This window comes from Paenibacillus xylaniclasticus (assembly GCF_004001065.1).
Taxonomy (GTDB): Bacteria; Bacillota; Bacilli; order Paenibacillales; family Paenibacillaceae; genus Paenibacillus_T; species Paenibacillus_T xylaniclasticus.
Genome location: NZ_BIML01000002.1, coordinates 248616 through 274466, shown reverse-complemented (window position 1 = coordinate 274466; position 25851 = coordinate 248616). Strand labels below are relative to the sequence as shown.

30 protein-coding genes are annotated in these 25851 nt (G+C 50.2%); 21 read left to right on the top strand and 9 right to left on the bottom strand.

Translation table 11 applies throughout. From position 1 onward, the window contains the following. The first annotated feature begins 51 nt into the window (after nucleotides 1-51). The 7 genes from PXY01_RS03175 (at nucleotide 52) to PXY01_RS03145 (ending at nucleotide 8818) form a co-directional block, all read left to right on the top strand. On the top strand, nucleotides 52-297 hold the full coding sequence (locus PXY01_RS03175) for a hypothetical protein (RefSeq protein ID WP_127567199.1): 246 nt from the start codon (nucleotides 52-54) through the stop codon (nucleotides 295-297). Nucleotides 298-459: 162 nt separating this feature from the next. Beyond that, nucleotides 460-2379: a 1,4-alpha-glucan branching protein GlgB gene (gene glgB, locus PXY01_RS03170; protein WP_127567197.1), complete on the top strand. Its 1920-nt coding sequence runs from the start codon at nucleotides 460-462 to the stop codon at nucleotides 2377-2379. Between the two features lie 16 nt (nucleotides 2380-2395). Further along, nucleotides 2396-3562: a glucose-1-phosphate adenylyltransferase gene (locus PXY01_RS03165; protein WP_127567195.1), complete on the top strand. Its 1167-nt coding sequence runs from the start codon at nucleotides 2396-2398 to the stop codon at nucleotides 3560-3562. Next, nucleotides 3559-4671, top strand: a complete 1113-nt coding sequence (gene glgD, locus PXY01_RS03160; protein WP_174721792.1) for a glucose-1-phosphate adenylyltransferase subunit GlgD — start codon at nucleotides 3559-3561, stop codon at nucleotides 4669-4671. Before PXY01_RS03165 ends, glgD begins: the two co-directional genes overlap by 4 nt. 19 nt (nucleotides 4672-4690) lie before the next feature. Further along, nucleotides 4691-6154 (top strand): glycogen synthase GlgA, encoded by a 1464-nt coding sequence (glgA, locus tag PXY01_RS03155; protein WP_127567193.1) that lies wholly within the window; start codon nucleotides 4691-4693, stop codon nucleotides 6152-6154. After that, entirely contained in the window at nucleotides 6136-8097 is a 1962-nt protein-coding gene (locus PXY01_RS03150; RefSeq protein ID WP_127567191.1) for a glycoside hydrolase family 15 protein, read from the top strand. Before glgA ends, PXY01_RS03150 begins: the two co-directional genes overlap by 19 nt. Before the next feature lie 217 nt (nucleotides 8098-8314). Continuing rightward, complete coding sequence (locus tag PXY01_RS03145; RefSeq protein ID WP_127567189.1) at nucleotides 8315-8818, top strand: GNAT family N-acetyltransferase; 504 nt, start codon at nucleotides 8315-8317, stop codon at nucleotides 8816-8818. 100 nt (nucleotides 8819-8918) lie between these two features. Here the strand turns inward: PXY01_RS03145 and PXY01_RS03140 are convergent, their stop codons facing one another. The 6 genes from PXY01_RS03140 to PXY01_RS03115 form a co-directional block, all read right to left on the bottom strand. Continuing rightward, nucleotides 8919-9059: a sporulation protein YjcZ gene (locus PXY01_RS03140; protein WP_127567187.1), complete on the bottom strand. Its 141-nt coding sequence runs from the start codon at nucleotides 9057-9059 to the stop codon at nucleotides 8919-8921. Nucleotides 9060-9254: 195 nt separating this feature from the next. Beyond that, nucleotides 9255-9728, bottom strand: coding sequence for a spore germination protein GerPE (locus PXY01_RS03135; RefSeq protein ID WP_164744287.1), 474 nt, complete (start codon nucleotides 9726-9728; stop codon nucleotides 9255-9257). 2 nt (nucleotides 9729-9730) lie between these two features. Next, the gene (locus PXY01_RS03130; RefSeq protein WP_127567183.1) at nucleotides 9731-9979 is read right to left on the bottom strand and encodes a spore germination protein GerPD; all 249 of its coding nucleotides are present in this window, start codon (nucleotides 9977-9979) and stop codon (nucleotides 9731-9733) included. Then, on the bottom strand, nucleotides 9976-10806 hold the full coding sequence (gene gerPC / locus PXY01_RS03125) for a spore germination protein GerPC (protein WP_127567181.1): 831 nt from the start codon (nucleotides 10804-10806) through the stop codon (nucleotides 9976-9978). The genes PXY01_RS03130 and gerPC overlap by 4 nt, the downstream gene beginning before the upstream one ends. A gap of 19 nt (nucleotides 10807-10825) precedes the next feature. Next, complete coding sequence (locus PXY01_RS03120; RefSeq protein WP_127567179.1) at nucleotides 10826-11032, bottom strand: spore germination protein GerPB; 207 nt, start codon at nucleotides 11030-11032, stop codon at nucleotides 10826-10828. Beyond that, nucleotides 11029-11268, bottom strand: a complete 240-nt coding sequence (locus tag PXY01_RS03115; RefSeq protein ID WP_127567177.1) for a spore germination protein — start codon at nucleotides 11266-11268, stop codon at nucleotides 11029-11031. Before PXY01_RS03115 ends, PXY01_RS03120 begins: the two co-directional genes overlap by 4 nt. A gap of 175 nt (nucleotides 11269-11443) precedes the next feature. Here PXY01_RS03115 and PXY01_RS03110 point away from each other — a divergent pair, with 175 nt between their 5' ends. The 12 genes from PXY01_RS03110 (at nucleotide 11444) to PXY01_RS03060 (ending at nucleotide 21899) form a co-directional block, all read left to right on the top strand. Continuing rightward, nucleotides 11444-11863: an Hsp20/alpha crystallin family protein gene (locus PXY01_RS03110; protein ID WP_127567175.1), complete on the top strand. Its 420-nt coding sequence runs from the start codon at nucleotides 11444-11446 to the stop codon at nucleotides 11861-11863. 114 nt (nucleotides 11864-11977) lie between these two features. After that, complete coding sequence (locus PXY01_RS03105) at nucleotides 11978-12178, top strand: hypothetical protein (protein WP_127567173.1); 201 nt, start codon at nucleotides 11978-11980, stop codon at nucleotides 12176-12178. A 142-nt stretch (nucleotides 12179-12320) separates the two neighbouring features. Then, nucleotides 12321-12542: a hypothetical protein gene (locus tag PXY01_RS03100; RefSeq protein WP_127567171.1), complete on the top strand. Its 222-nt coding sequence runs from the start codon at nucleotides 12321-12323 to the stop codon at nucleotides 12540-12542. Between the two features lie 172 nt (nucleotides 12543-12714). After that, the gene (locus PXY01_RS03095) at nucleotides 12715-14805 is read left to right on the top strand and encodes a stalk domain-containing protein (protein ID WP_127567169.1); all 2091 of its coding nucleotides are present in this window, start codon (nucleotides 12715-12717) and stop codon (nucleotides 14803-14805) included. A gap of 171 nt (nucleotides 14806-14976) precedes the next feature. After that, nucleotides 14977-15402, top strand: coding sequence for a Fur family transcriptional regulator (locus PXY01_RS03090; protein WP_127567382.1), 426 nt, complete (start codon nucleotides 14977-14979; stop codon nucleotides 15400-15402). Beyond that, complete coding sequence (gene yidD, locus PXY01_RS03085; protein WP_218028205.1) at nucleotides 15402-15635, top strand: membrane protein insertion efficiency factor YidD; 234 nt, start codon at nucleotides 15402-15404, stop codon at nucleotides 15633-15635. The genes PXY01_RS03090 and yidD overlap by 1 nt, the downstream gene beginning before the upstream one ends. Before the next feature lie 152 nt (nucleotides 15636-15787). Continuing rightward, nucleotides 15788-15943, top strand: a complete 156-nt coding sequence (locus PXY01_RS22250) for a hypothetical protein (protein ID WP_164744286.1) — start codon at nucleotides 15788-15790, stop codon at nucleotides 15941-15943. 125 nt (nucleotides 15944-16068) lie between these two features. Next, the gene (metG, locus tag PXY01_RS03080) at nucleotides 16069-18060 is read left to right on the top strand and encodes a methionine--tRNA ligase (RefSeq protein WP_127567165.1); all 1992 of its coding nucleotides are present in this window, start codon (nucleotides 16069-16071) and stop codon (nucleotides 18058-18060) included. Nucleotides 18061-18450: 390 nt separating this feature from the next. Next, nucleotides 18451-19434, top strand: coding sequence for a metal ABC transporter solute-binding protein, Zn/Mn family (locus PXY01_RS03075; RefSeq protein WP_127567163.1), 984 nt, complete (start codon nucleotides 18451-18453; stop codon nucleotides 19432-19434). A 64-nt stretch (nucleotides 19435-19498) separates the two neighbouring features. Next, entirely contained in the window at nucleotides 19499-20329 is an 831-nt protein-coding gene (locus tag PXY01_RS03070; RefSeq protein ID WP_127567161.1) for a metal ABC transporter ATP-binding protein, read from the top strand. Continuing rightward, on the top strand, nucleotides 20317-21120 hold the full coding sequence (locus tag PXY01_RS03065; RefSeq protein ID WP_127567159.1) for a metal ABC transporter permease: 804 nt from the start codon (nucleotides 20317-20319) through the stop codon (nucleotides 21118-21120). The genes PXY01_RS03070 and PXY01_RS03065 overlap by 13 nt, the downstream gene beginning before the upstream one ends. A gap of 65 nt (nucleotides 21121-21185) precedes the next feature. Then, the gene (locus PXY01_RS03060) at nucleotides 21186-21899 is read left to right on the top strand and encodes a cytochrome c biogenesis CcdA family protein (RefSeq protein WP_127567157.1); all 714 of its coding nucleotides are present in this window, start codon (nucleotides 21186-21188) and stop codon (nucleotides 21897-21899) included. A gap of 14 nt (nucleotides 21900-21913) precedes the next feature. Here the strand turns inward: PXY01_RS03060 and splB are convergent, their stop codons facing one another. Beyond that, nucleotides 21914-22990 carry a spore photoproduct lyase gene (gene splB / locus PXY01_RS03055; RefSeq protein ID WP_127567155.1) on the bottom strand — a complete coding sequence of 359 codons (1077 nt, stop codon included), beginning with the start codon at nucleotides 22988-22990 and terminating at the stop codon, nucleotides 21914-21916. Nucleotides 22991-23225: 235 nt separating this feature from the next. Between splB and mntR the strand changes: the two genes are divergently transcribed. Further along, a complete protein-coding gene (mntR, locus tag PXY01_RS03050) occupies nucleotides 23226-23648 on the top strand; it encodes a transcriptional regulator MntR (protein WP_127567153.1) in 423 nt (140 codons plus the stop codon). Nucleotides 23649-23707: 59 nt separating this feature from the next. On the opposite strand, the gene PXY01_RS03045 is transcribed toward mntR, so the two are convergent. Both PXY01_RS03045 and PXY01_RS03040 read right to left on the bottom strand, forming a co-directional pair. Continuing rightward, on the bottom strand, nucleotides 23708-24016 hold the full coding sequence (locus tag PXY01_RS03045; protein ID WP_127567151.1) for a hypothetical protein: 309 nt from the start codon (nucleotides 24014-24016) through the stop codon (nucleotides 23708-23710). Between the two features lie 55 nt (nucleotides 24017-24071). After that, entirely contained in the window at nucleotides 24072-25031 is a 960-nt protein-coding gene (locus PXY01_RS03040; protein WP_127567148.1) for a DUF1385 domain-containing protein, read from the bottom strand. A gap of 173 nt (nucleotides 25032-25204) precedes the next feature. Here PXY01_RS03040 and PXY01_RS03035 point away from each other — a divergent pair, with 173 nt between their 5' ends. Then, on the top strand, nucleotides 25205-25777 hold the full coding sequence (locus PXY01_RS03035; protein ID WP_246027773.1) for a YqhR family membrane protein: 573 nt from the start codon (nucleotides 25205-25207) through the stop codon (nucleotides 25775-25777). Nucleotides 25778-25851: the final 74 nt, after the last annotated feature.

The following is a 25851-nucleotide window of genomic DNA, read 5'->3' as shown; positions in this document are numbered from 1 at the left end:
ATTTGCTTGTCGAAAAGCATTAGGGCTCGAAGCAGCAGGAGGAAGCGCACCATGAACTCTAATATATGTGATGTGAACGATTGTACGAGACCTGTCAAAGCGAAAGGTCTTTGCTCCATGCACCATCAGCGCATGCGCCGTCATGGCAATCCAGAGACGGTGAAGACTAGAACGGCTCAAGCTCCAAAGCAGTGCGCGTGGACGAACTGCTCTCGAACGGTCGTTAGCAAAGGTCTGTGTTCGAAGCATTATTATATTAACCGCATTAATGGACAACATTCTAGCGTAAAGAGTTAGAACTATGTCAGATATTTGTGAGATTTGTGTAATGATCGTGTAGAATAAGTTTTCATAAAAATTGAAAATGGGGTTTCAATTTTTCATTCACCTTTGTATAATAAAGTAAATCAACTAGATTGACTCACTCTATTAGACGGTCTGCTGACAGGAGGTGTTACATTGCCGAGAACAGTCACGCCGCCTTATGGACTCACTATGCATGATGTTTATCTATTCAACGAAGGTGCGCTGTATCGAAGCTATCGGACATTCGGTGCCCACCGAATGAAATGGAAACGAAAGTCAGGCGTTCGCTTTGTTGTATGGGCGCCTAACGCCTCCGCTGTAAAGGTCGCCGGCGACTTCAACGGTTGGGATGGCACAGGCTATGAGCTCGAGCCGATTGGCAGTACGGGTGTATGGGCCGGATTCATTCCAGGGCTTCAAGAAGGCGCAGCCTATAAGTACGAGATTATGACGTCGGATGGGCGTAAGCTGCTTAAATCCGATCCTTACGCATTCAGCTGCGAGCTTAGACCGAATACAGCTTCAATTGTAACCGACTTGGACGGTTATGAATGGGGCGACTCGGCTTGGATGGCGAATAAGCGATGCTTCTTCGATCGACCGCTCCTCATTTACGAAGTGCATGCCGGCTCCTGGAAGATCCACGGCAAGGAGCTGTTCCTCTCTTACAGTGAATTAGCCGATGAATTAGTTGACTACGCATTGTCGATGGGGTATACCCATATCGAGCTTCTCCCGCTTGCCGAGCATCCGTTTGATCGGTCTTGGGGGTATCAAATAACCGGTTTCTATGCCGCCACAAGTCGTTACGGCACGCCTAAGCAGCTTATGCATTTCATTGACCGGTGCCATCAGCAAGGATTAGGCGTCATTATAGATTGGGTTCCTGGCCATTTCTGTCGTGACGATCATGGGCTCCGAGAGTTCGACGGATCACCGCTCTACGAAGGCCCGAATTGGCGCAAAGCCGACAAGCCGCAGTGGGGGACGTTGTCCTTCGATTTCGGTCGCAGCGAGGTCGTCGGATTTTTAATATCGAACGCATTATTCTGGCTGGATGTTTATCATATCGATGGTCTTCGAGTGGATGCCGTTGCCCACATGATTGATCTTCATATGGATAAACCCCCGGAGCTTTGCACGCTCAACCCCTATGGCGGCAAAGAAGATTTAGATGCGCTCCGTTTCCTGCGGACGCTGAACGAAGTCGTATTTCACTACTATCCCGAGACACTTATGATTGCCGAAGATTCCTCAGCTCAGCCAGCAGTCACATCACCTACCTACCTCGGTGGACTCGGATTCAACTTCAAATGGAATATGGGCTGGATGAACGATATGCTGCGCTATATGCAGCTGGACCCAGCTAAGCGTAAATATCATCACAACCTCATCACGTTCTCACTTCTTTACGCATTCTCAGAGAATTATGTTCTTCCTCTATCTCACGACGAAGTCGTTCATGGCAAACGCTCACTCTTGAACAAAATGCCCGGAACTTATGAAGAAAAATTTGCTCAGCTTAAATTGTTCTATGGCTACTGGATGACGCACCCCGGCAAGAAGCTGCTGTTTATGGGCGGCGAGTATGGGCAGTTCGACGAGTGGAAAGATCTTGAACAGCTCGATTGGATGCTGCTCGATTACCCTATGCATCAAGGCATTCATCGTTACGTACGTACGCTGAACGGCGTCTATCGTTCGACTCCGGCATTATGGGAACGGGATACGGAAGCGGACGGCTTCCGCTGGATCGATGTACATAACGCCGACCAGAGCGTCATCTGCTTTGAGCGGCGGGGGCGGGACGCCGATGAGATCGCCGTTGTCGTCTGTAATTTCTCGCGCAACCGCTATGACGAATATCGGATTGGCGTTCCTGAGCCGGGTTCGTACAGCTTGCTCATTCACAGCAGCGACGAAGAGCATGAGCCTGCTCAAGACGGCGGGATTGTTACTTATTGCAGCGACCCTATTCCGTATCACGGTCGTGGACATAGCATATTGTTTTCACTTCAGCCATTGTCGTTCATGTTGTTCGGCTATGAAGGAAGAACGCCACAATTATTTTAACTAGGGGTGGATGTCTATGGGGCGTAAAGAAATGGTCGCCATGCTGCTCGCCGGGGGAGAAGGCAAAAGACTCGGCGTTTTGACGAAGGATTTGGCTAAGCCGGCCGTTTACTTTGGCGGGAAATATCGCATTATTGATTTCACGCTTAGTAACTGCGCTCATTCAGGCATCGACACTGTTGGTGTATTGACGCAATATCAGCCGCTTGATCTGAACCGATATTTAGGCATCGGCAGCCCATGGGGACTGGACCGGCGGGATGGCGGCATGGCCATACTCCCCCCTTATGTGAAGCAGAAGGGCGGTGTCTGGTATAAAGGGACAGCGAATGCGATCTATCAGAACATGGGATTTATTGACCGTTCAGACCCGGAATATGTGCTAATCATATCCGGAGATCACATCTACAAGATGGATTATGAGAAAATGCTTGCCCATCACAAGAAGACAGGGGCGGACGTTACGATTGCCGGCATCGAAGTGGCGTGGAAGGAAGCAAGTCGATTCGGTATTATGCACGTGGATGACGAGGACCGCATTACGGCATTCGAGGAAAAACCGAAGATGCCGACGAGTAATATGGCCTCGATGGGCATTTATATTTTCTCGTGGCCAGTGCTGCAGCGCTATTTGATCCGGGATGAGGCAAACCGTCACTCCTCTAACGATTTCGGCAAAGATATTCTGCCTGCAATGCTGAAGGACGGGATGGATATGTTCGTCTACCCGTTCAAGGGCTATTGGAAGGATGTTGGTACGATTGAAAGCTTATGGGAGGCGAATATGGATTTGCTTGATGATCATCCGCCTCTGGATTTGACGGACCCGGAATGGCGAATTTATTCTGTAAGCCCGAATCGTCCGGCACAATATATTGCGCCGCAAGCGCAAATCGTTTCATCGATCATTTCGGAAGGCAGCTTTATTGAAGGTGAAGTGAACCGGTCGGTTATCTTTTATGGTGTACACGCCGGTTCGGAGAGTGTCATTCGGGAGTCGGTCGTGATGCCCAACGCGAGGGTAGGAGCAGGAGCGAAGCTATATCGTACGATTGTCGGAGATGGAGCGGTAATTGCGGACGGCGTTACGATTGGACATCCGGATCAATCGGAGGTCACGGTCGTAGGCAGTGATGAATTCGTTGCCAGCTATCGAGCGCTGCTGGAGGTGGAGCCGTCGTGAAAAATCGAGTAATGGGTGTCATTAATCTTATCCATGAACCGGATGATCTGGAGGGTCTGACAGCTAGACGCTGCACGGCAACGGTGCCGTTCGGCGGCCGCTATCGGTTGATCGATTTTATTTTATCCAACATGGTTAACAGCGGGATATCTAGAGTGGCCGTATTCGCGCATACGAAATTTCGGTCGCTTATGGATCATTTGGGCTCCGGGAAGCATTGGGATCTTCATAGCCGCCAAAGTGACTTTTTCATTCTGCCGCCGACGACGGAGGACAGCCAAGATTTGCGACGCGGCGATTTATATCATATGTATCAGAACCGGGATTTCTTTAATCGCAGCCAGCAGGAGTTTGTCGTCGTTGCACGCAGCCACGTTATTTGCAATATCGATCTGGCCCCGGTCATCGAGTTTCATGAGAAGCAGGGTGCGGACATTACTGTCGTCTGCAAACGGCAAACGTCGTTCATACCCGGCAGAAGCCGCAAAATCGAGGTGAACCTGGACGGCCGGATCACCGCAATGCAGGATCATTATGGACGGCTGAGCAGCAACCTGCTGTCGACCGAAATATATGTCATGCGGCGTGACCTGCTCCTTGAACTGATTGAGTCGTCGCTTGCACAGGGGCAGGAGCATTTGATCCGCCACGCCATTATGTCACGGCTCGATAAACTGAATGTGTGTGCCTATATGTACGATGGGTATTTAGGGATGATTAACACATTGGATAGCTATTATTACAACAGCATGCAGCTCTTGAAGGCAGAGGTGTGGAAGGAGCTGTTCTTCCGTCCGGGGTCGATCTATACGAAGGTGAAGGATGAGCCGCCGGCTCATTATTTGGAAGGGGCGAAGGTGTCCGGCTCCATCATTGCCAACGGATGTACTATAGAGGGCACGGTCATCAACAGTGTGCTGTTCCGCGGCGTCCATGTTCGCAGAGGCGCTGTTATTCGCAACAGCATCGTTATGCAGAACGGGATCGTCGGCGAGAATAGTATACTCGATTGCGCCATTCTCGATAAGGATGTGATCATTGAGCACGGCCGCGACATTCGCGGTGCGGCCGGCGTGCCGTTCGTTGCCACGAAACGAAAAACGATTTAACGAGTAAGGGGGAAGTACTGTGAATGTACTGTTTGCTGCTTCGGAGGCGGTCCCGCTGGCGAAATCCGGCGGGCTGGGAGATGTCGTCGGTGCGCTGCCCAAGGCGCTTAACGAACGCGGAGCGGATGCACGCGTAGTGCTTCCCAAGTATGCTGATATTCCAACATCCTTGGCGGAACGGTTCGAGACGATTCATACGTTCTCGTTCCGATTCGGGTGGCGGCATCAATATTGCGGCTTGCTGCGAGCTGAAATTGATGGTGTTGTTTATTATTTGATTGACAATGAGCAATATTTCAAACGCGATGGTCTGTACGGATATGAGGACGATCCAGAGCGGTTCGTCTTCTTCAATTTCGCAATTGTCGAATGCTTGCCTCATTTTGGCTTCGTACCGGACATCATCCATTGTCACGATTGGCAGACGGCGCTGCTTCCTTTTCTGCTAAAGACAAGATATGCGTACGATCCGCTGTGCCGTTCTGTCCGAACCGTATTTACGATTCATAATTTACAATATCAAGGGGTGTTCGGACAGAAGCTACTGCAGGATCTTGTCGGGATGGACGACCTATGGTTCTGGACAAGCGGTCTTGAATTTTATGGCGCGGCGAATTGTATGAAAGCAGGTTTGCAATATGCGGACAAGCTTACGACCGTAAGCCCGACCTACGCTGAAGAGATTCAGACGGAGTGCTGGGGCGAGCGACTGGACGGCGTCATTCGCTGGCGGGCATCCGATTTGCACGGAATTTTGAATGGAATCGATACGACAAGCTACGACTCGATGATCGATGCTGCGCTCCATACGCCCTATCGCGGATCGATTGCCCGCAAGCGTAAAAATAAAGTCGCGCTGCAGCAGGAGCTTGGTATGCCGCAATCCGAATCGATTCCGGTCATCGGAGTAGTCACACGTCTCGTCGAGCAGAAGGGGATCGATCTGATCCTTGCCGTCCTTGATCCGATACTGGACGAGGGCATTCAGCTTATTATGCTAGGAGCGGGAGATTTTCATTACGAGCAGCTGCTGCGGGAAGCTGCACAGCGGCGCCCAGAGCAGCTTTATGTCAGACTTGGTTATGACGAGGGCTTGGCCAGAAGGATATATGCTGGATCAGATATGTTTCTTATGCCGTCGCGGTTCGAACCATGCGGTCTGAGCCAGCTCATCGCGCTTCGATACCGGACAGTGCCAATCGTTCGGGAGACGGGCGGGCTGAGAGACACGGTACAGTCGTACAATGAATATACTGGAACGGGCAACGGGTTTACATTCGCCAATTACAACGCACACGATATGCTTTATACGGTCAGAAGAGCGCTCTCTTGTTATCAGCATGAAGAAACGTGGAAAGCAATCGTCAGCAATGGCGCGAAAGAAGATTATAGCTGGAGCCGTTCCGCTAAATCGTATTTGAACCTATATGCTGAACTGCTGCCTCTGCGAAAGGAGACAGAAAGATGGCCCGTCATCTCGTGATCGGTAATGGCAAGATGCTCCTGAATCTGGATAATCATTGTTTTATTCGGGATATCTATTATCCCTATGTCGGACAACTCAACCATGTCGGAGGCCAGACATGCCGTTTCGGTATTTGGGTTGCCGGCCGGTTCGCATGGCTGGACGATCCGGGCTGGCAATTTGAGCTCGACTATATCGAGGGCTCATTAGTGACGAATGTTATCGCGAAGCACGAGGAGCTTAATGTCCAGCTTCATATGAACGATGGTATTCATCAGCGGGAGTGTATCTATATTAAACGTGTAGTCGTCCGCAATCTGGCGGGTGAGCCGCGTGAATTCCGGTTATTTTTTCATCAGGATCTGATGATCGACGGCTCGGAGGTTGGTGATACGGCTGCCTATTTCCCGGAAAATCATACGTTGTTTCATTACAAACGCTCGTCTTATTTTATGTTCAACGGATTTTCAGATGAAGGCGGTATCATGCAGTATTCAACCGGTATTAAACGTTTTCATTCGGCGGAAGGCACTTGGCGGGATGCAGAGGACGGCGTGCTGATGGGCAATGCGATCGCGCAAGGCTCGGTCGACAGTACGATTAGCTTCCGGACGATTGTCCCGCCAGGAGGCGAGAAGACGGTGTATTACTGGATGACGATCGGCAAGGGCTTGGAGGAAGTGAAGGAGCTTAATCAGTATGTGCAGGAGAACCATCCGGAGAAGCTGCTGAGCCGTATGGTGATCTACTGGAAGCATTGGCTGCATCGTGCCGAGAAAGACTTAGGTGATCTGCCTGCCGATGTCATTCGGATTTTCAAGCAAAGCTTGTTGATTGTCCGGACGCAGACGGATGAGCGGGGAGCAATCGTCGCAGCGAATGACACCGATATTCTACAGTACAATCGTGATCACTACAGCTACATGTGGCCGCGAGACGGCGCTTTAATTGCCCAGTCGATGTCTGCTGCAGGCTTCCACAGCGTAATTGCGCCATTTTTTCATTTCTGTGCGCAGGCTTTGGCTCCGGAAGGATACTTGTACCATAAGTACAATCCCGACGGAACGGTTGGATCAAGCTGGCATCCTTACATGGTGCAAGGAAGCCGCCGGTTGCCGATTCAAGAAGATGAGACGGCACTCGTCCTGTTTGCATTGTGGAAAGACTATGCCCGTCATCAAGTGATCGAGCTGCCTCAGTCGCTGTATTCCAATCTCATTCGCAAAGCGGCTCATTTCTTAACACAGTATATGGAGCATTCCATGTCGCTGCCGAAACCGAGCTATGACTTGTGGGAGGAACGATACGGGATATGGACCTATACAGCATCCTCGGTCTATGGAGGCTTGATGGCAGCTGCATACTTTACGGAGCTGTTCGGCGATTACGAGCGTAGTGACTACTTTCGGAATACAGCAGAGATAGTGAAGCATGGAATCATTACCCATCTGTGGGATGAGGAAACAGGGCGATTCGCTCGCGGACTCGTTCAGAAGGATAACCGCTGGGTGAAAGATACGACACTTGAGAGCAGCTTGTTTGCCGTTTGGGAGTTTGGGGTACTACCAGTCGATGATGATCGCGTCGTTCGGACGATGCGTGCAATCAAGGACGGGTTAAGCGTTAGGACTCAGGTTGGCGGCATCGCCCGATATACGAACGATTACTATTTCCAGCAATCCGGCGATATCGAGAAAGTACCAGGGAATCCATGGATCATCTGTACACTGTGGGTAGCGAATTTTGAGATCGAATCCGCTAAGTCGCTTGAAGAGTTGGAAGGGCCGAAGCGTACGCTGCAGTGGGTCGTTGATCATGCGCTGCAGAGCGGCGTATTGCCGGAGCAGTTGAACCCACATGATGGCAGTCCGCTGTCCGTGGCGCCGCTTACATGGTCACACGCTACTTTCGTTCAGAGTGTAACGAAGTACGTGAGCAAGTACCGGGAGCTGGCGCAATAAAATGGGATATAAGCCTCGAAAGAGCCGATCCGATGTTGACTCGCGGATTGGCTCTTTAGGCTGCAAATATTCTGATGGCGAGTATGTACGACCAGTGAGCGGATGTAGGGTGTTTGGAGCTTGTCCAGCATGTGTGCCATAATAAGCAGTGAGTTCCATGTACTTCTTAATAATGGATTATTATATATACATATTTGCAAGTTGGAGGCGATAAGTAATGAGCATGGGAATCAGCGTGACGACAGCGGAGGAACGGCATTTGCCCGCGATCGTTGCGATCTATAATTCGACGGTAGCCAGTCGTATGGTTACTGCCGATCTCGAGTCGGTAACAGTCGAGAGCCGCATCCCGTGGTTCCGCAACCGGGACTGGAGTACAAGACCGATCTGGGTCGCGCATAACGATGAGGGAGAGATGGTCGGTTGGCTGAGCTTCCAGTCTTATTACGGCAGACCGGCGTATCACGCTACAGCCGAGCTGAGTATATATATAGCGGAACGATATCGGGGGGCAGGTGTCGGAGGTTATTTGTTAGACCGTGCCATCCGCTCATGTGATCGGTTAGGAATTAGGACGCTTCTCGGTTTCGTGTTCGGTCATAATTATCCTAGTCTTCGACTGCTGGCCAAGCACGGCTTTCAGCAATGGGGGCTGCTTCCTGGCGCCTGCGAGCTTGACGGCACGGAGCGGGATGTCGTTATTATGGGCCGCAAAGTGTAAGTGACGGAGAGCTCGTTATCGATTCATGTCAAAAGAGCCGCCGCCAGCATTTCATTGCAAGCGGCAGCCCTTAAGACGATTTATCGAATTTGTCTGAGACTTAGAACCAGCCTGCGCGAAGTACGATAACGAGCAGGATGAAAAGAACGAGAATGACGCCGACACTAGTACAGATTCCGCCTACGCCCCCAATAGGGCCGCAGCCGTGGCCTGCTCCAACGCCTGCAACAGGGTATCCCATAGTTCATGACCTCCTAATTGGTTCTGTGTGATGGTTAACCACATTTCTAATATATGTGAGAGGTGGCCATTGTTATGGACGTTTATACCGGGTCAATGGCATTTCAACATTCGCCCATCCAGACGATGCCGAGCGGCCGATGTCGATCAGTCCGCCGTCACAAATGCAGGGTGCTATTCATTCACTGCAGAGGCTCTATGGACATGCAGGAGGAAGCGGAAGTCTGCTCTTATACTGACGAATATGCTTTATTCGAGACTCGGATCGGTGCGTCCGTCCGGTGCCGATGACAACTTGCGCGGCAGCGCCTGCGCTCGTAATTCTAATGCAGCCGACGGAGATGATCGGGCAAGCGTTCCAGCGATGGGTCACGACAATGCTGTCATCATCGTTAGCATCAATGAACGCCGGGAACGGTCTGTCGAATATTAAATAAGATTCAAAGAATACGTCGCCTGCATAAGGATGGTCTTCTTTACGCTGCAGTGCGATAGCGCGCAGCACCGAAATTGATTCGGAGCGATCCCCGATTTGCAGTATGCCGGCTTGGGCGACCGTATTCACACAGATGCCCTGCACTTCCGATGTGCGTAGATTGGTTTCGTCAAGAGACAGGAAGGTTGGCTCTGGAAGGTTGGCACCGGGAATCTCAAAGGTGACGCCGTTCATTCTCATCGCAGCTTAATGTTGACCGGAGCGGAGCCCTCGCCTTGCATCTGTTCACCTTCTGCGTTCTCGGCGCCTTCCGGCAGTTGTAACGGGGCAAGCTGCCCTACGATAACCGATTCGGGAGGGGTATCGAACATCGACATCAGTGACATCGAATCATTGTCGCCGACCTGCAGCAGCGACGAGCTGGATACGCCAAGCACTTCGATGGAGCCGACACAGATTTCGTGATTGACGACGTAAAAGATCATACCTGGAGCACACCTCCTCCATTATTTCCTGACCCGTTGCTGCTAAGCTTTGTTAAGTATTGGCGGAACGCGATCTGAATGTCGCGGATTGTCTTATTCGTCACCTGCTCTTCTACGGTGAACGGTTGCGTATCAGCCTCCGGATTGTCAGCCTTTGCTTGCTGCATATAAAAATGAATTCTCGTCGGGAGCTGTCGCCTAATATCCTCGATTACAATTCTTCGGTGATAAGGATCGAGCGGCAGATCGAGTTCTTTCTCCATTGTTGCCAGCTCTTCTGGCGCTTGCTGATCCATATAGGCATTGACACGCCGTTGAATATTGTCATAAGGAGGTGGCAGGCTCATCGCGGCTGGCCCCGCGGATGGAAACACGTTCGGTGTGCTGATGCCCGAGCTTGGTCCATTGCCATTCTTATTCCCATTGCCGTTTTTGTTCCCGTTGCCATTAACGTTGGCCGCATGGTTGTTCTTCGCCTGCTGTACGATAAATTGATCGATATCGCTCTCGCTGCCGTCCGGTGGAGGCTGAATGCCTATATTGAGAGTGCCGTCAAGCTTCTCGATTTTTAATTGGTCAAAATGGTATTCAATCTTGTCGATGCTGTACGACGGCTTGGCTTCCGCTTCTTTCAGCTTTGTGGTCAACGTGTCGACGCGTTGCTGCAGCATCATGATTTGTTCCTGCTGCATTCTTAAAGCATTCTGCACCTGTGCAATCCAAGCAGGCCATCCTGACCAGCCAGCACTAATCTGCTGCGGTCTGTCATGAGTGGGCTGTGATGGCTGGTTGAATGGAGGGTTAGCGCTGCTGCTTTGCGATGTCATCCGTTTTCACCTCGATTCATTAAACTGGATTCGGAAGCGGAACGAAGGACAAAGGATTTTCATCTTCTAGCTCGGGAGCAGGTCCACTGAAACCCCCGGAGTTGTACAGCTGCGACAGCGAACGAATGGATCCAGCGCTACCGACTTGAAGAACAGAGCTGTTGGACACGCTTTGTACGCGCAGCTGATGAATCGTAATCTGCTGATAAATCGTCCAATTGCTCATATGACGTTAACGCCGTTTCCGACTTGGTTTTGCGTGCTGTCTTGAACGTCTGGATCAATCGTATTCGTTGCGCTAAGGGCGTTGTTGGAGTTCGCTAAGCCACCAGTCAGAAACGAACCAGCTCCTGCATACGTTTTGGAGTTACTGGAGGGCGATACTTGAACCGTATCTCCGAACTGCACGACGGCGCTGGAGCCGACGCTCGTAATGTTAACAAAGCCTACGACAGCTGGCATTCGTTCCGAACCTCCTTGTTTAGATGTCGATATACGGTATCGTATGCGGCATTCGCCCATAGGTTCCGCACTTGCCTATAGGAAATAAACGTTCGAAGTACCTCGTATAAGCGAGCCGCATAACATAGAGTGATCAATTGTATATGAGAGCGTATTACGGGGGAGGCGGGAAGCAATGGTCAAATGGAATGACATGGAGGAATGGATGCGGACGCAGCAGCTCCCGCGCGGGTTCGAAGCGCTTAAAGATACAGGCTGGGTAGCGAATTATGTCAAAGCAATGTTGGCTAGCGCCCTTCAAGAGAAGGGAAGAATTCCGGGACAAAATTCGGCAGAAACGTTCGAAACGCATCATTTTATCGTCATTAAATGGACGATTCCGCGCGGCGTACATCCTTCGGAGCTCCGTCTGTTCGTTCGCGAGGATAAAGTTCGCATCGAGGGATTGCCTGAAGGCAAGAAGGAAACGATCCCACTTGCCAAGCAGGTGCTCCCGCGGATGTGCAAGGCGTTGTGCAAGGACGGTATACTCCAGATTAAGCTTCGCAAAAAACCAGCAAATATGAAATATTATGAAACACCGATCCGTTGGTGAGCATTTGTCATCAATTCGACGCATGCAGCTACTGGCAACGCTGTCACAGATTCGTTATAATGTAGCGAGGTATGTGTCTGAATCGACTGCTGTATTCATATGGGAGGATTGTCCATGACACTTGTTGACGTTAGCGACGTATCAGCCGGGCTGTTCGTGCTCGGAGCCGTATTCATCATGCTCATTTTTTCGCTGCTTAGTTTCGGCGTGCTGAGCATGTTTCAGCAGCGGTTTCGTACAGGATGGTTTTCGTTCGCGGGAGCTGTTGTCAGTGCGGTTGTGTTCGGCGTCATTCTGAACACCTGGTATTTATAACAAGCGTGTTCGATGATGGACAAGCGGCGCCTATAAGGCGCCTGGTCGGTTATTACGAATCCGCTAGCGGATACTGCTGGGTCGCAGCGGCGTTTCGCTGGCGGTTTTTTTATACTCAGATAAGAGGAGTTGTAGTTCGCTCATGTGGACAGGCATTTGGTTCATGACCAATATTGTGTTTGTTGTATGTGTGATCGCTTTTTTGTTCGCTCATCGGTCTGTTTCGGAAGCTATGCATGTAAATGCAGAGCCATCGGCTATCCGGACGCTTATTCGCAGACGCAAGCTGCTGGGCGTTGCGAGCATCATCATGTTTCTCATTATGGCAGGTAGTTTTATGATGAATATGAGAGTCAATGGTTAATCGTTCCGCCAATTAGATAGAATCGAAATGTGTCAAAAGAGTGACAACCCGGTTCAATAACGAAACCTTTGTAAGCTGTAAGGCGTCCTATACTATTAGGCATTGCTAAGTTCAGATCATAGGAAGTGTCTGTACTTACGCCTAGTAGAAGTAGGATGAAGGAGTCGTTGTTTTGAAGAAGCTGAAATGGTTGTTGCTCTTATCTCTCATTGTTACACAGGTGGTTGTCTCTCAGCCGACGGTACAGGCTGAAGAATCGATTTCTGATGATCCGGCACTAAGCACAGAGATTGCTGATACAGGCATCCCTGCTGAACAGCAGCCGGTTATAACGCCGACTACGACCGTAAGCACGGAGCCGACGGTGTTAACGCACAAACTGACGATGAACAAGAACAGTAAGGTCATCGTGCATAATGGCGTCATAACAACCGCTGCACAGCCGCTTACGTTTATTAACGGCATCTCGTACATCCCGCTGAAGGCTATTGCTGTCGAATTCGGTTATAAGGTCGATTATATCGCCTCAACGAAGCAGTCTACAGCGACTAAGGATGGCGTGGAGCTCCGATTCAGTCCGAATAATAATGTCGTGCTGAAGAACGGTGAAAGAGTGACGCTGAATGGTCCGGCAATCAATCTGAAAGGCACGTTCATGGTTCCGGTGAAGTCGTGGGCAGCGATGGCGGGGAGCAGCTTGTCACTCGTAAATAATGTGATGACGCTGAAATGGACAACCGTACAAGCGCCGCAAGCACCGAAAGCGCCAACGGCAGCTTTCGAGGTGTCGCCTTCCGAAATCTACGCAGAACAGACGCTTGTTCAGTACATTGACAAGTCGGTTGTGCCAAGCGGGACGGGCATACTGAACGAAATTTGGAACGGGCGTGAGGAGGTTTTCGCGCAAGCGGGAACGTATACGGTTACCCGGCAAATTCAAGACGGCAACGGCGTATGGAGCGATCCGTACTCCGTCACGGTCGTGGTGAAGGCGCCGAACCAGCCGCCTGTAGCTAATTTTACGTTCGATAAAGCAATCTATCGAATTGGCGAGAATGTTCAGTATACGGACCGGAGCACGGACGATGAGAATGCGATCGTAACGGTGAAGTGGTCGGGTAACGAGTCGGTATTCTTCGAAGCTGGCGATTTCCCGGTCACGTTAGAAGTGACGGACCGTCATGGCCTTACGTCACAAGTGACGAAATATGTGACGGTATCGGACGAAGTGCTCTATACTCGAGAAGAATATGGAAAGCTGTTCACGCCGGTTGGCGGTATTTATTCGATTGATGGCGCTAAGGTGTTGAACTACAAGCTGTTAACGACCAATCCTGTAGCCGAGCCGGCACAGATGGTCCGCAGCAACAGTCCGGAGACATGGACAGAGGAAGGGATTGCTTATCAGGACCAATTGATTGGCGACATCCGGTTCATGTTCCATAACATGAACCATATTGGCGCGCCGGTCAAAATGTATTTGCTCGCGACTAACTACGGAACCGTTACGGCGAATGTCGGTCTCAGCGCGAACGGTATAGGCGGTCCGAACCCACAAGTTTCGGCTACCGGCAAAATGTCGACGGCGCGGTATTTAGATTCACTAGCTTCCAAGCCTGCGACAAGCTGGATGACTGTGAAGCCGGGTGAGACGAAAGAAGTGCTTCCAATTATTTCGGCACGTGCGATCAAGCAGAACGAGGTGTTCTCGGGCTTCGCTGATCTTACGACAGATCAAAGTCTTGACTTCCAGGTCGTCGTTGTCCGAGACGGTGTCGATCCGATTGCTGCACTTCCAAGCTTAGGCTTGATGACCCGCGACGTGCATGTCCGTGGTACGTTTAACGGGACGAACCGGGAAATTGAACTGAACGAGGTGCTTGGTCATGAGCCGCAGCGTATCGTAATCGGCGATGGAAAGATAGATTTCTTTCAAGATGGATATGACGGCTTAACCGGCAAATTGGAAGTCAACAAGGGGAACTTCGGCGTATTGTACAAAATACACCTGAATCATGTTGCCCCGAACACGCTTATATCTTTGAACCCACGCGGCGGTTATTATATGGGTGCATTTCTCGTTAATGGCAAGCTCGTAACGCTGCCTGAGAAGGGCAGTATCGTGAAGGATGCGAACTCAGCCGGTGTGCTGTACCGGACAGGGTCGACCGAAGAAGCGGTCGAGATCGTCTTTACGATTGCGCCGGGCGGTAATCTGCCGATTAATTTGCTCTTCACGCCGCTTCCAGAGCTTCGCTCCTAGGAACGGCTGCATGCTGAAAGACTGCGGAACGCGTGATAGTGGCGCTTCTTCTGCAGTCTTTTTGTATGTATGACGAACGTGGAGATATGTCTCGTGCGTTGACGGCGCTGTCGATTTCGGGCATTATGGTTTTAGAAGATAGTGTGGATTCGGAGGGTAGGCTTGAATACGATGACTACAGATGAAATCGTTCAGAAGATGGCGGCTCAAGGGCTGCGAATAACAGATCAGCGGAAGACGCTGGCCGGACTGTTCGCAGATTCGCCCGGCTATATGTCTCCGAAGGACGTCTATGAATATATGGGGAGAATCTATTCCGGTCTCAGCTTCGATACGGTATACCGGAATCTTCGAGTCATGGAAGAGCTCGGCGTGCTGGAGCAGGTCGTATTTGAAGAGGGTGTTCGCTTCAAGCTTCACTGCCGGGAGCATGACCATCATCATCATCTGATTTGTCTGCAATGCGGCAAGACGTATCCGATTACGCATTGTCCGATGGATCAGACTAGTGTGCCGGACAATTTTCAAGTGGTGAAGCATAAGTTCGAGGTGTTCGGTTATTGCAAGGATTGTCGCCAAGACGGAGACAGCGAATGATGATTAAAGTAATACAGGCGCCGGTAAGGTTATACCGTCGTGTCATCTCGCCGCTGAAGCCGCCGACCTGCCGGTATTATCCGTCTTGTTCGGAATACGCGCTGGAGGCGCTGGAGAGGCACGGTGTCGCTCGCGGCTCATGGCTTGCGGTGAAGCGGATATGCCGCTGTCATCCGTTCCATCCCGGCGGGTACGATCCCGTGCCGGAGCCGAAACCGAAACGGAAATTTTAATCAACCCATATCGGTTCCTTGACACGGGTAGGTGGCGTTCGGTATATTTTGGACATAAGAATATATGATGAACCGATGAACGGATAAGTATGGATAGCGGCCATTCCAGAGAGCCGGGGCAGCTGTGAACCGGTATGGAGCGCAACCTGAAGATGGTCCGGGAGGAACCGCTGTCGAGCAATGCGAAGCACAATGAAGCCCACTATGGCTTGTCTGCGCGGCAAGAAGCGGCGATTCGTTCCGCGTTAAGGAACGTGCCGTTTGAACGGACGGTGAATGAAGCTTCTCGATCGGAGATGCAGACATAGGACTGAATCGATTGGATCGGGGAGGAAATTGGGTGGTACCGCGTGAGTGAGAGCTCTCGTCCCATGTTGGACGGGGGCTTTTTGTCGTCCATAAGCAGTTAAGTCATAATAAGGAGCGAATTACGATGAGTGAGAACAAGACGTTTTACATTACAACACCGATTTATTATCCGAGCGATAAGCTGCATATCGGTCATGCCTATACGACGGTAGCTGGCGATGCAATGGCTCGTTACAAGCGGCTGCGCGGTTACGAGGTTCGTTATTTGACCGGTACGGACGAGCACGGACAAAAGATTGAGCGGAAGGCGCAGGAGGCTGGCAAGACGCCGCAGCAATTCGTGGACGATATCGTTGTCGGCATTAAGGAGCTGTGGAAGAAGCTCGAAATTTCGAATGACGACTTCATCCGGACGACGGAGGATCGCCACAAACGGGTGGCGGAACGAATTTTCGCTCGCTTGGTTGAGCAGGACGACATTTACAAAGGTACTTATGAAGGCTGGTACTGTACTCCGTGCGAATCGTTCTTCCTGGAGCGTCAACTCGTTGATGGCAATTGTCCAGACTGCGGACGCCCGGTGGAGCTGGTGAAGGAAGAGAGCTACTTCTTCCGCATGAGCAAATATGCCGATCGACTTCTACAGTTTTATGAGGATAATCCAGAGTTTATTCAGCCGGAGTCGCGCAAGAACGAGATGATCAATAACTTCATCAAGCCGGGTCTTGAAGATCTCGCTGTATCCCGTACCACTTTCGATTGGGGCATTAAAGTACCGAACGATCCGAAGCATGTGATCTATGTCTGGATCGACGCTTTGTCCAACTATATATCGGCGCTTGGCTACGATACGCCTGACGATGAACTATATCGGAAGTTCTGGCCTGCGGACGTTCATCTGGTTGGTAAGGAGATTGTACGTTTCCATACGATTTATTGGCCGATTATGCTGATGGCGCTCGATTTGCCGCTGCCGAAGAAAGTGTTCGCGCATGGCTGGTGGTTGACGAAGGAAGGCAAAATGTCGAAGTCGAAAGGCACCGTCATCGATCCAGTCAAGCTGATTGACCGTTATGGGCTCGACGTGCTCCGTTATTTCCTGCTCCGCGAAGTGCCATTCGGCTCTGACGGTACGTTCACGCCGGAAAGCTTCGTAGAGCGGACTAATTTTGATCTGGCGAACGATCTCGGCAACTTGCTCAACCGAACAGTTGCCATGATTGGCAAATATTTTGACGGAGTTATTCCTGCATATGCAGGCGATGTGACGGCGTTCGACGAGACGCTGCGTAACCAGGCGGCAGAATCGATCGAAGCATTGGAATCGGCGATGGAGAAGATGGAGTTCTCAGTCGCTCTTACCGCGCTGTGGCAACTCGTAAGTCGTACGAACAAATATATCGATGAGACGCAGCCGTGGGTGCTGGCGAAGGACGAGTCGAAGCGGGCGGAGCTTGCGTCGGCAATGTACCATCTCGCCGAGTCGCTTCGGATCGTTTCGATCTTGCTTCAGCCGTTCTTGACCAATGCGCCACGCGCAATATGGGCGCAGCTCGGCATTGAAGCGGGTGAACTGACCTCCTGGGAGAGTGCGAAGAAGTTCGGTTCGCTGCCAGGCGGAACTCGCGTTAGCAAAGGTGAGCCGATCTTCCCTCGTCTAGACCAAGCGGTCGAGATCGAGTATATTGTCTCATCGATGACTGGCGGCTCGGCTCCAGCAGCTGATGCGAATACAGCGGCGGCATCGGTTGCTGCCGATTCTGCGGAGCGTTCAGCGGCGCCTGAGATGGCGGAAGAAATTGCGATTGATGATTTCGCGAAAATCGAACTGCGCGTTGCGCAAGTCATTGCGGCGGAGCCAGTCGCAAAAGCAGATAAGCTGCTGAAGCTGCAGCTGGATCTCGGCTTCGAGACTCGGCAGGTAGTTTCAGGCATCGCCAAATTTTACACGCCGGAGCAAATGATCGGCCGCAAAGTGATATGCGTGACGAATTTAAAGCCTGTTAAGCTGCGCGGCGAGCTGTCCCAAGGCATGATTCTCGCTGCTTCCGAAGGCGATAAGCTCACACTTGCTACAGTGCCTGACGACATGCCAAACGGTGCAAAAGTTAAATAACCAGGTTCGCTATAGGCGGACTTGAAAAGTCGAGCGGAGTAGCCTCTGCCCGACTTTTTTGTTTATGGATGTGCTTGTTGAAAAGCACATACGTGCGGAAGCGAGAGAAATAGGTGCCGAAAAGCACTTACGGAGCGCTAGGCGGGCAGCACAAGTAAATCCTCCAGTCTCCTGATGAATAGATACGGCGCATTGTTCCAATAGTGATAGTAGAGTGCACGGACGATCAGAGGGAGTTGATTTCTTTTTAGTAATAATTACGAATAATTATTGACACCTCATTTTGAACGCCTATATAATGAATAACGTAATAGTTACGATTACGATCAAGAGCGATTAAAGAGTCAAAAAGGTTCTAGGCGAAATGGGGAATGGAAGGGTATGTACGGAATGGATTCGAAACAACGCAGTAGAGGTCGGCTGTCGATTTTGCGTGGATTAACTGTAGTGGCAGCTGCTGTACTTATATTGTCAGGCTGCGGAAGCGGAGCGTCGACAGGAAAATTGGCGGAAGATAAGACGAACGTCGTGACGAGCTTTTATCCGCTCTATTATTTGGCGAGCGAGATCGGAGGCGAGTACACAAATGTAATCAACCTGATACCGGCCGGCGTCGAACCGCATGATTGGAGTCCGAAGAGCCGAGATCTGGATACGGCCTCCAAAGCGCAGCTGCTTCTCTATAACGGTGCCGGGCTAGAAGGTTGGATTGACGATTTTCTAGAAGGACTCCCGAAGAGCAGTAAGCTAAAGACTGGAGCAGCGAGCGAAGGCATCGTGCTGCTCAATGGCGAGGGAGAAGAGGACGAGCATGAAAGCGAGGCTGCAGACCACGAGGATCATGATCATCATGGTATTGATCCTCATACGTGGGTTAGTCCTAAGTCGATGATTATTATGGCTGGCAATGTTAAAGATATGTTAATAGAAGTTGACACGGTTCACCAAGCGCAATACGCAGCTAATTATGAGAAGCTCATAGAGAAGCTGAATGCACTAGATGTGAAGTTCGAGACCGAGCTTAGTCAAGTAAGCCGCCGCGATATTGTCGTGTCTCACCAGGCTTTCGGTTATTTGGCCCGTGATTACGGTTTGAATGTGCTGTCGATTATGGGATTGTCGCCTGATTCGGAGCCGCGAGCGCAGGACCTGCTTGAGCTGTCTAAGTTCGTGAAGAAGAACGGAGTTCGTTATATTTTCTTCGAGGAGCTGGTATCGAGTACATTAGCGGATACGTTGGCACGCGAAGCAGATGTGGATACACTAGTGCTCAATCCTGTTGAAGGTTTAACGAGTAAGCAGAAGAAGAATGGTGACGATTATGTTACACTGATGGAATCGAATTTGCAAAACCTACTTAAAGCATTACAATAGCTTTATTGCAAGACAGTCTGTTCGACTGTTCTATGCGTCAGTTCGGCAGAAGGAGGTATACAAGATGCTCGAGCAATCCGTACTCGAACGGCAGCAGGCGCCAAGCGCTGTATGCCATGAAGATATTATTACATTACAAGACATTGCCTTCTCTTACGAGAATCAACGTGTTATGGAGAAAGTATCGTTCTCCGTACAGCAGCGTGATTTCGTCGGCTTAATCGGCTCGAACGGGGCCGGCAAAACGACGCTGCTTCGTATGATTGTCGGACTATTGAAGCCGGCATCAGGTTCGATATCGCTGTTCGGCCAGCCGGCAGCTGATTTTAAAGATTGGCACCGAATCGGCTACGTTCCACAAAAAAATTCGTTTAATCCTCTCTTCCCAGCCACGGTTCGAGAAGTGGTACTTTCAGGTTTGTATGGTCGGAACAAAATGTTTCGAAGGATGACGAAGGCTGATCACTTGAAAGCAGACGAAGCGATGCATGCCATGAGCATTGAGGATCTCGCAGGCAAACGTATTGGTCAGTTGTCTGGAGGACAACAGCAGCGCGTCTTCTTAGCGCGTGCCCTTATTAATAGCCCGGAGCTGCTTATTCTTGATGAGCCGACGGTCGGCATCGACAGTGAGACACAAGCAGGCTTCTTCCATTTGATCAAACATATGCATCAGCATCATCGAATGACGTTCCTGATGGTGTCGCACGATATGGAGATGATTCGCGGCTATTTGGGCGAGAAGCCTGCTAAGGAATGCGGCAAGCTGAAGTTCTACGTTCGCCACTCTCACGACATTGAGGACTGCGGAGAGACGAGCATCGCTCATAGCCTGAAAGGGCTGAGGCAAGTGCTGGAGAAAGAGAAAGAAGGCGTAACTCCTTGGACATTTTAACAACTGAATTTTTCCAGCGAGCGCTTATCGGCGGATTGCTGATAGGTATTTCGGCTCCACTGCTCGGCTTGTTTCTTGTGCTGCGCAGGCTGTCGATGATCGGCGATACGCTGTCACATGTTTCAATTGCAGGCGTCGCGCTCGGCTTCCTGTTAGGCGTATACCCGATCGGCATTGGGTTAATCTTTGCACTCGCCGCATCGTTCGCCATCGAGAAGCTGCGCAAAGCGTACAAGACGTATGCGGAGCTATCCATCGCCATTATTATGTCGGGCGGCGTCGCACTTGCATCGCTGTTCTTCACTTTAGGCAAAGGATTTAACCTTGATGTAACAAGCTATTTGTTCGGCAGCATTTACACGCTTAACGATTCTGATTTAATCATCATCGGCATTGTAACCGTGCTCGTGCTCGTTATGCTTAGACTACATGTGAAAGAGCTTTTCTTGCTTACGTTCGATGAGGATGCTGCTGCCGTTAACGGTCTGCCGGTCCGATACTACAACATGATGATCAGTGTGCTTGCTGCATTCGTGATCAGCGCCTCGATCAAAATCGTAGGGGCGCTTCTTGTATCGGCGCTTCTCACCATACCTGCAGCTTGCAGTCTTGTTGCTGCCCGCAGCTTCCGGCAGTCTATCTTCACCGTCGTGATCGTCTCTGAGGTGGCGGTGATCGCCGGTCTGATGATTGCAGGCATATGGAACTTGGCGCCGGGTGCAACGATCGTACTGCTTCTCATTGCAATCTTGCTAATGCTGCTCGCTGGCCGTATCCGGTATCGGGTATAGCCAGAGCTCGCAGCGCAATCGCACCACTATATTGTGGATGATGATTAGATAGGAGTGACGCGCAGTTGACGGACGTTAATATCGGAATTGCATTTGCAGCCGGCATTGCCTCGTTCATTTCGCCATGCTGTTTGCCTTTATATCCGTCATATTTGTCATACATAACTGGAGTATCGGTGACCGAGCTGAAATCAAGCGACAAGAGCGCGGACGTTCGATGGCGAACGATGACGCACACGCTATTTTTTGTTCTCGGCTTCTCTGTAGTTTACTATACGCTCGGTTATGGTACGAATCGGTTCGCTGATTTCTTCAGTGACTACGAGTCGTTAATACGGCAGCTGTCAGCCATCTTGATTATCGTTATGGGGTTGTTCCTTCTCGGCATTTTTCAACCGCAGGCGCTTATGAAAGACCGTAAGCTGCATCTGCGGCTGAAAAAGCCAAGTTATATTGGCGCGTTCGTATTCGGTATCGGCTTCTCGGCAGGCTGGTCGCCTTGTATGGGGCCGGTATTGACTGCGATCCTAGCGCTTGCAGCATCGTCACCTGGAACTTGGTTCCAATTAACAACAGCATATGCGCTCGGCTTTGCTATTCCATTCTTTGTATTAGCCTTTTTTATTGGTTCTACGAGATGGATATTACGTTATTCCAATCTGTTCATGAAGATCGGCGGCTTTATCATGCTGCTGATGGGTGTACTGCTGTTTACGGACCGTATGACGAAAATAACGATCTGGCTGAACATGCTGACACCAGATTGGTTGAAATTTTAATTTTACGGTTGCTATTACGTGAAATAATCAATCGTCGCCATCGGAAAATGTTCGAAGATGCGCTCCGACAGCAGCATGCGGAGCGCATCTGCTTGTTCATCGGGGTAGACGTACTTGCCCTGTCCCCACCGTCCCCATTTATATTTTCTTTTCTCGATATCCATCTCAAGCTTCGTCTTCGGATACCTGCGTTCAATGACGTTTTTAGCCGTCTTCGTGAATCGATGCTGTATAAGCTCGAAGGTTAAATCCTTTGTTGCCTCACTAGGCAGTGATGCGGCTAATCGTTCGATAAGCTCGCTGTAGCCTTGTTCCCAGCCGTCATGCCAAATAATCGGGGCGATAATGAAACCAACCGGATAGCCGGCTCTTGCCACCTTGCCAGCAGCCTCGATTCGTTCCTCGAACCGGGAAGTGTTCGGCTCAAAATGACGGATAACATATTTAGCATTGACACTGAATCGGATACGAGTATGGCCGTTATGTCTAGCACTTAATAATGAATCCACATGATGGTACTTCGTGACAAATCGTAATCGTCCGTACGGTTCATCCGCCATAAATTCTATTAATTCCCTCAAGCTGCCGGATATCGGTTCAAGGCCGACAGGATCAGACGTACAGGCTGCTTCGAATCGGGTTATTTCCGGCTCACGTTCTTTAATGTAGCCTCTTGCTGCCTCAATAATTTCATCTGTATTCACATACAATCGTATATAGGGCTTGGCGCCAAGCGTTGTCTGAAGATAACAATAATGGCAGTGACCCATACATCCTGTTGCGATTGGAATCGCATACTCTGCTGATGGCTTAGATGTATCGAACTTTAGCGTCTTGCGAATGCCGACGACTAGCGTTCGTTTGGCATTTTTGTACTGTTCAAGCTCCGTCTCGCCAGGCAGGTTCGTAATTCGATTATGGCTTGTCGTCATCCGGTAAGGAATGCCTTGCTGCTGCACCCAATCGAAAATTCGTCGTCCCTTCGGATATTCCAACGCTTTAGGCTCAAAATATACAAGATCGGGAATGAATTGCGGCGTCTCCTTACGTTCTTTAGGAGGAGAGGGGCGATCTAACAACGATATGCTCATGGATTGCCTCCTTCATAGGTGGTTAGCATGTCGTCTATATTAGAAATATCAAGGGGTCAAACAGCTTTCATACGTGTAGTGTGTACCGAATAATGAAAACTGCTGCGAGTCAAGGAAAGGTAAGTTCTGGATATGATGATAAGTCGAATCGGTTGCAGTTGTGTCTTGAACGTTGTATGATACTAGAAGCAGCGCCGAGAGACAAGGTGCACATTGGGAGTTAGGAGGTTCTCCAGTGCCGACACCGAGCATGGAAGACTACTTGGAGCGGATTTATAAGCTCATTGATGAGAAGGGCTATGCGCGCGTATCTGATATCGCCGAAGGGCTCGAGGTACATCCTTCGTCCGTTACGAAGATGATTCAGAAGCTGGACAAGGACAACTATCTGATCTATGAGAAATACCGCGGCCTCGTTCTGACGAATAAAGGTAAGAAGATGGGCAAGAGGCTAGTGGATCGACACCAACTGCTGGAGTCGTTTCTGGAAATAATCGGTGTTCAAGAAGAGAACATATACCGGGATGTGGAAGGAATTGAGCACCATCTGAGTTGGGACTCCATCACATGTATCGAGACGTTAGTCGAATATTTCCGTCATGATGCCACAAGACTTGAAGAATTGCGGTCGATCCGCAATCAATTGGATAACGAGTAACCCCAAGACAAAAGGCTACCGAGCAACGCATGATGCGTAACTCGGCAGCCTTTTTGACATTAATGGTATCTTGGAAATTGATCGTCGTCCTTGCCGCCTTCGATAACTTTGAATGGCATCGTTTTGCTGCTTCGCGTACGAGGCTTCGCGCTGCGTGACGGTCGAGCAGCTTGCTTCGATCTGATACTGCTGCGAGGGGCTCGGCTTCGGCCAGGAGGGAACTTGTAGAGAAGGAATATAGCCCCAAGCACTATTACACCGATCAGCAGTCCGCTCCATTGTCCGGATAAGATGCTTTGAGCTAGACCTAGCACGATCAATGCCGCTAAGATGATGCCCCACACCGTATCTTTGTTTCGCCGTGCCATCTTTATCACCCTCTCTGCCGAATATTGCCTTTCGTTAAGGTTTGTTACCGTTTCATTATGAAGCTTTTGATTGTTCCATCTGACGGTCGATTTCACGCATCCGGTTAAACGAAGCTATGGACACGGCAACCTGATCATCGGTCGGCTCTTTAGTCGTCAGCTTCTGCAGCCATAAGCCGGGATAGCCCAAATAGCGGAGTACCGGAATTTCACGAAGCGAGTTCGTGAACCGGAGCACTTCATATGAGACACCAAGTACGACTGGCAGCAGAAGAATCCTTAAGTAAATGCGCTCCCACATCGAGTCCCAGCTGAAGAACGAGTACACAATGACGCCGACCAGGACAGAGAAGACGATAAAGCTGCTTCCGCACCGGTAATGTAGCGTATTGAAACGCTGTACGTTACGAACTGTCAATTCGACGCCTGCTTCATAAGCGCTGATTACTTTGTGCTCGGCGCCATGGTATTGAAACAGCCGTTTGACAATTGGTGTCAGTGATATGACATACAAATAACCCAGCAGAAAGATGATCTTGATGAGGCCTTCAATCAGGTTGTGTAATATTATATTCTCGAATGCCTGACCAAATAGCAATTGTTCCACCATAGCGGGAACAACTGTAAAAGCGACTTTACCGATGATGAACGAAATGATGCCAGCAATGGCAATGCCGAATATAGCTGTTAAGCTGAGTCCCGATTTCTTCGGCTTCTCGACGACAGGCGCCGTACCGTTTGCCTTTTCATCCTCGAGTTCGTCTTCTGCATATGTCTCAACGGAGAAGTTTAGATGCTGCGAGCCTTTCGCGCTCGATTCCAAAATGCCAACGACACCGCGCACCAGTGGTATTTTCTTCAATGGTGTATACCAGCTATGAGTCGTCCTTGGTACTTCATAGAAAGCAATTTCTTGGTTCTTGCGCCGTACGGCGGTTACGTTTACATGCTTCCCTGCGAACATGACGCCTTCTATAACAGCTTGTCCCCCATAAATGTTATTCGATTGCGGCAAAAGGATTTCACCTTCCTTGTCTTTGCATCCGCATCGCTGCGGCTTGCTTTGTCTCTCTATTGTACTTGATTTTACAGCTGTTTGCCAATGTCGAGCGGTTACCAATGGGCCGGAATTGCCATACTAGGAAAGGCACATTAGTTACGCACTTAGAATTTTAAAGGAAGGGGAAAATGATGGCTAAGCATGCAACGTTATGGAGTGTAAGATCCAATCATTCCGGCAATCACAGCTCAAGTAATCCAAACGGACGATCAAAGGAGCAAAGCGGTCATACCAATCCATTCACGTTTTGTCTATCGCTCGGATTTTTCGCTGGATTAATATGGGGGTCTCTGAGGGGGATCGCATATTGGCTCAAATTTACGAAGCTGGTACCGGGAGTGCTGGCTGATCCATTTTTTCAACTAAGCTTTCTGAAGACGGGTTGGGGTTATATGGTTGGAATTGTTGTTTTTTGCTTGTTCAGCATTTTGTGCTCGCTGCTTTATTTCGTCTTGTTCTCAAGGGTAGGCGGACCATGGATGGGCTTCGTTTACGGATTTCTATGGTGGGCGATAATATTCGGGGCAGTCGGACCTTCATTGTCTATCACACCTGTTCTGACGCTTATCGGGTGGAGTACGCTGTTCACGGAGCTTTGTATTTTTTTATTGTGGGGTACCTTTATCGGTTACTCGATTGCGTTCGAATATACGGACGAGGCGTCACGTGAGCCGGCCGGCTCTGCGGCGGGGGCAACGTAATAGCGTAATACTAAAGTGCGCATGCAGGAAACTCTTCTCAAACCGCTGAAGCTTATGGTAGAATGTCTAATGGA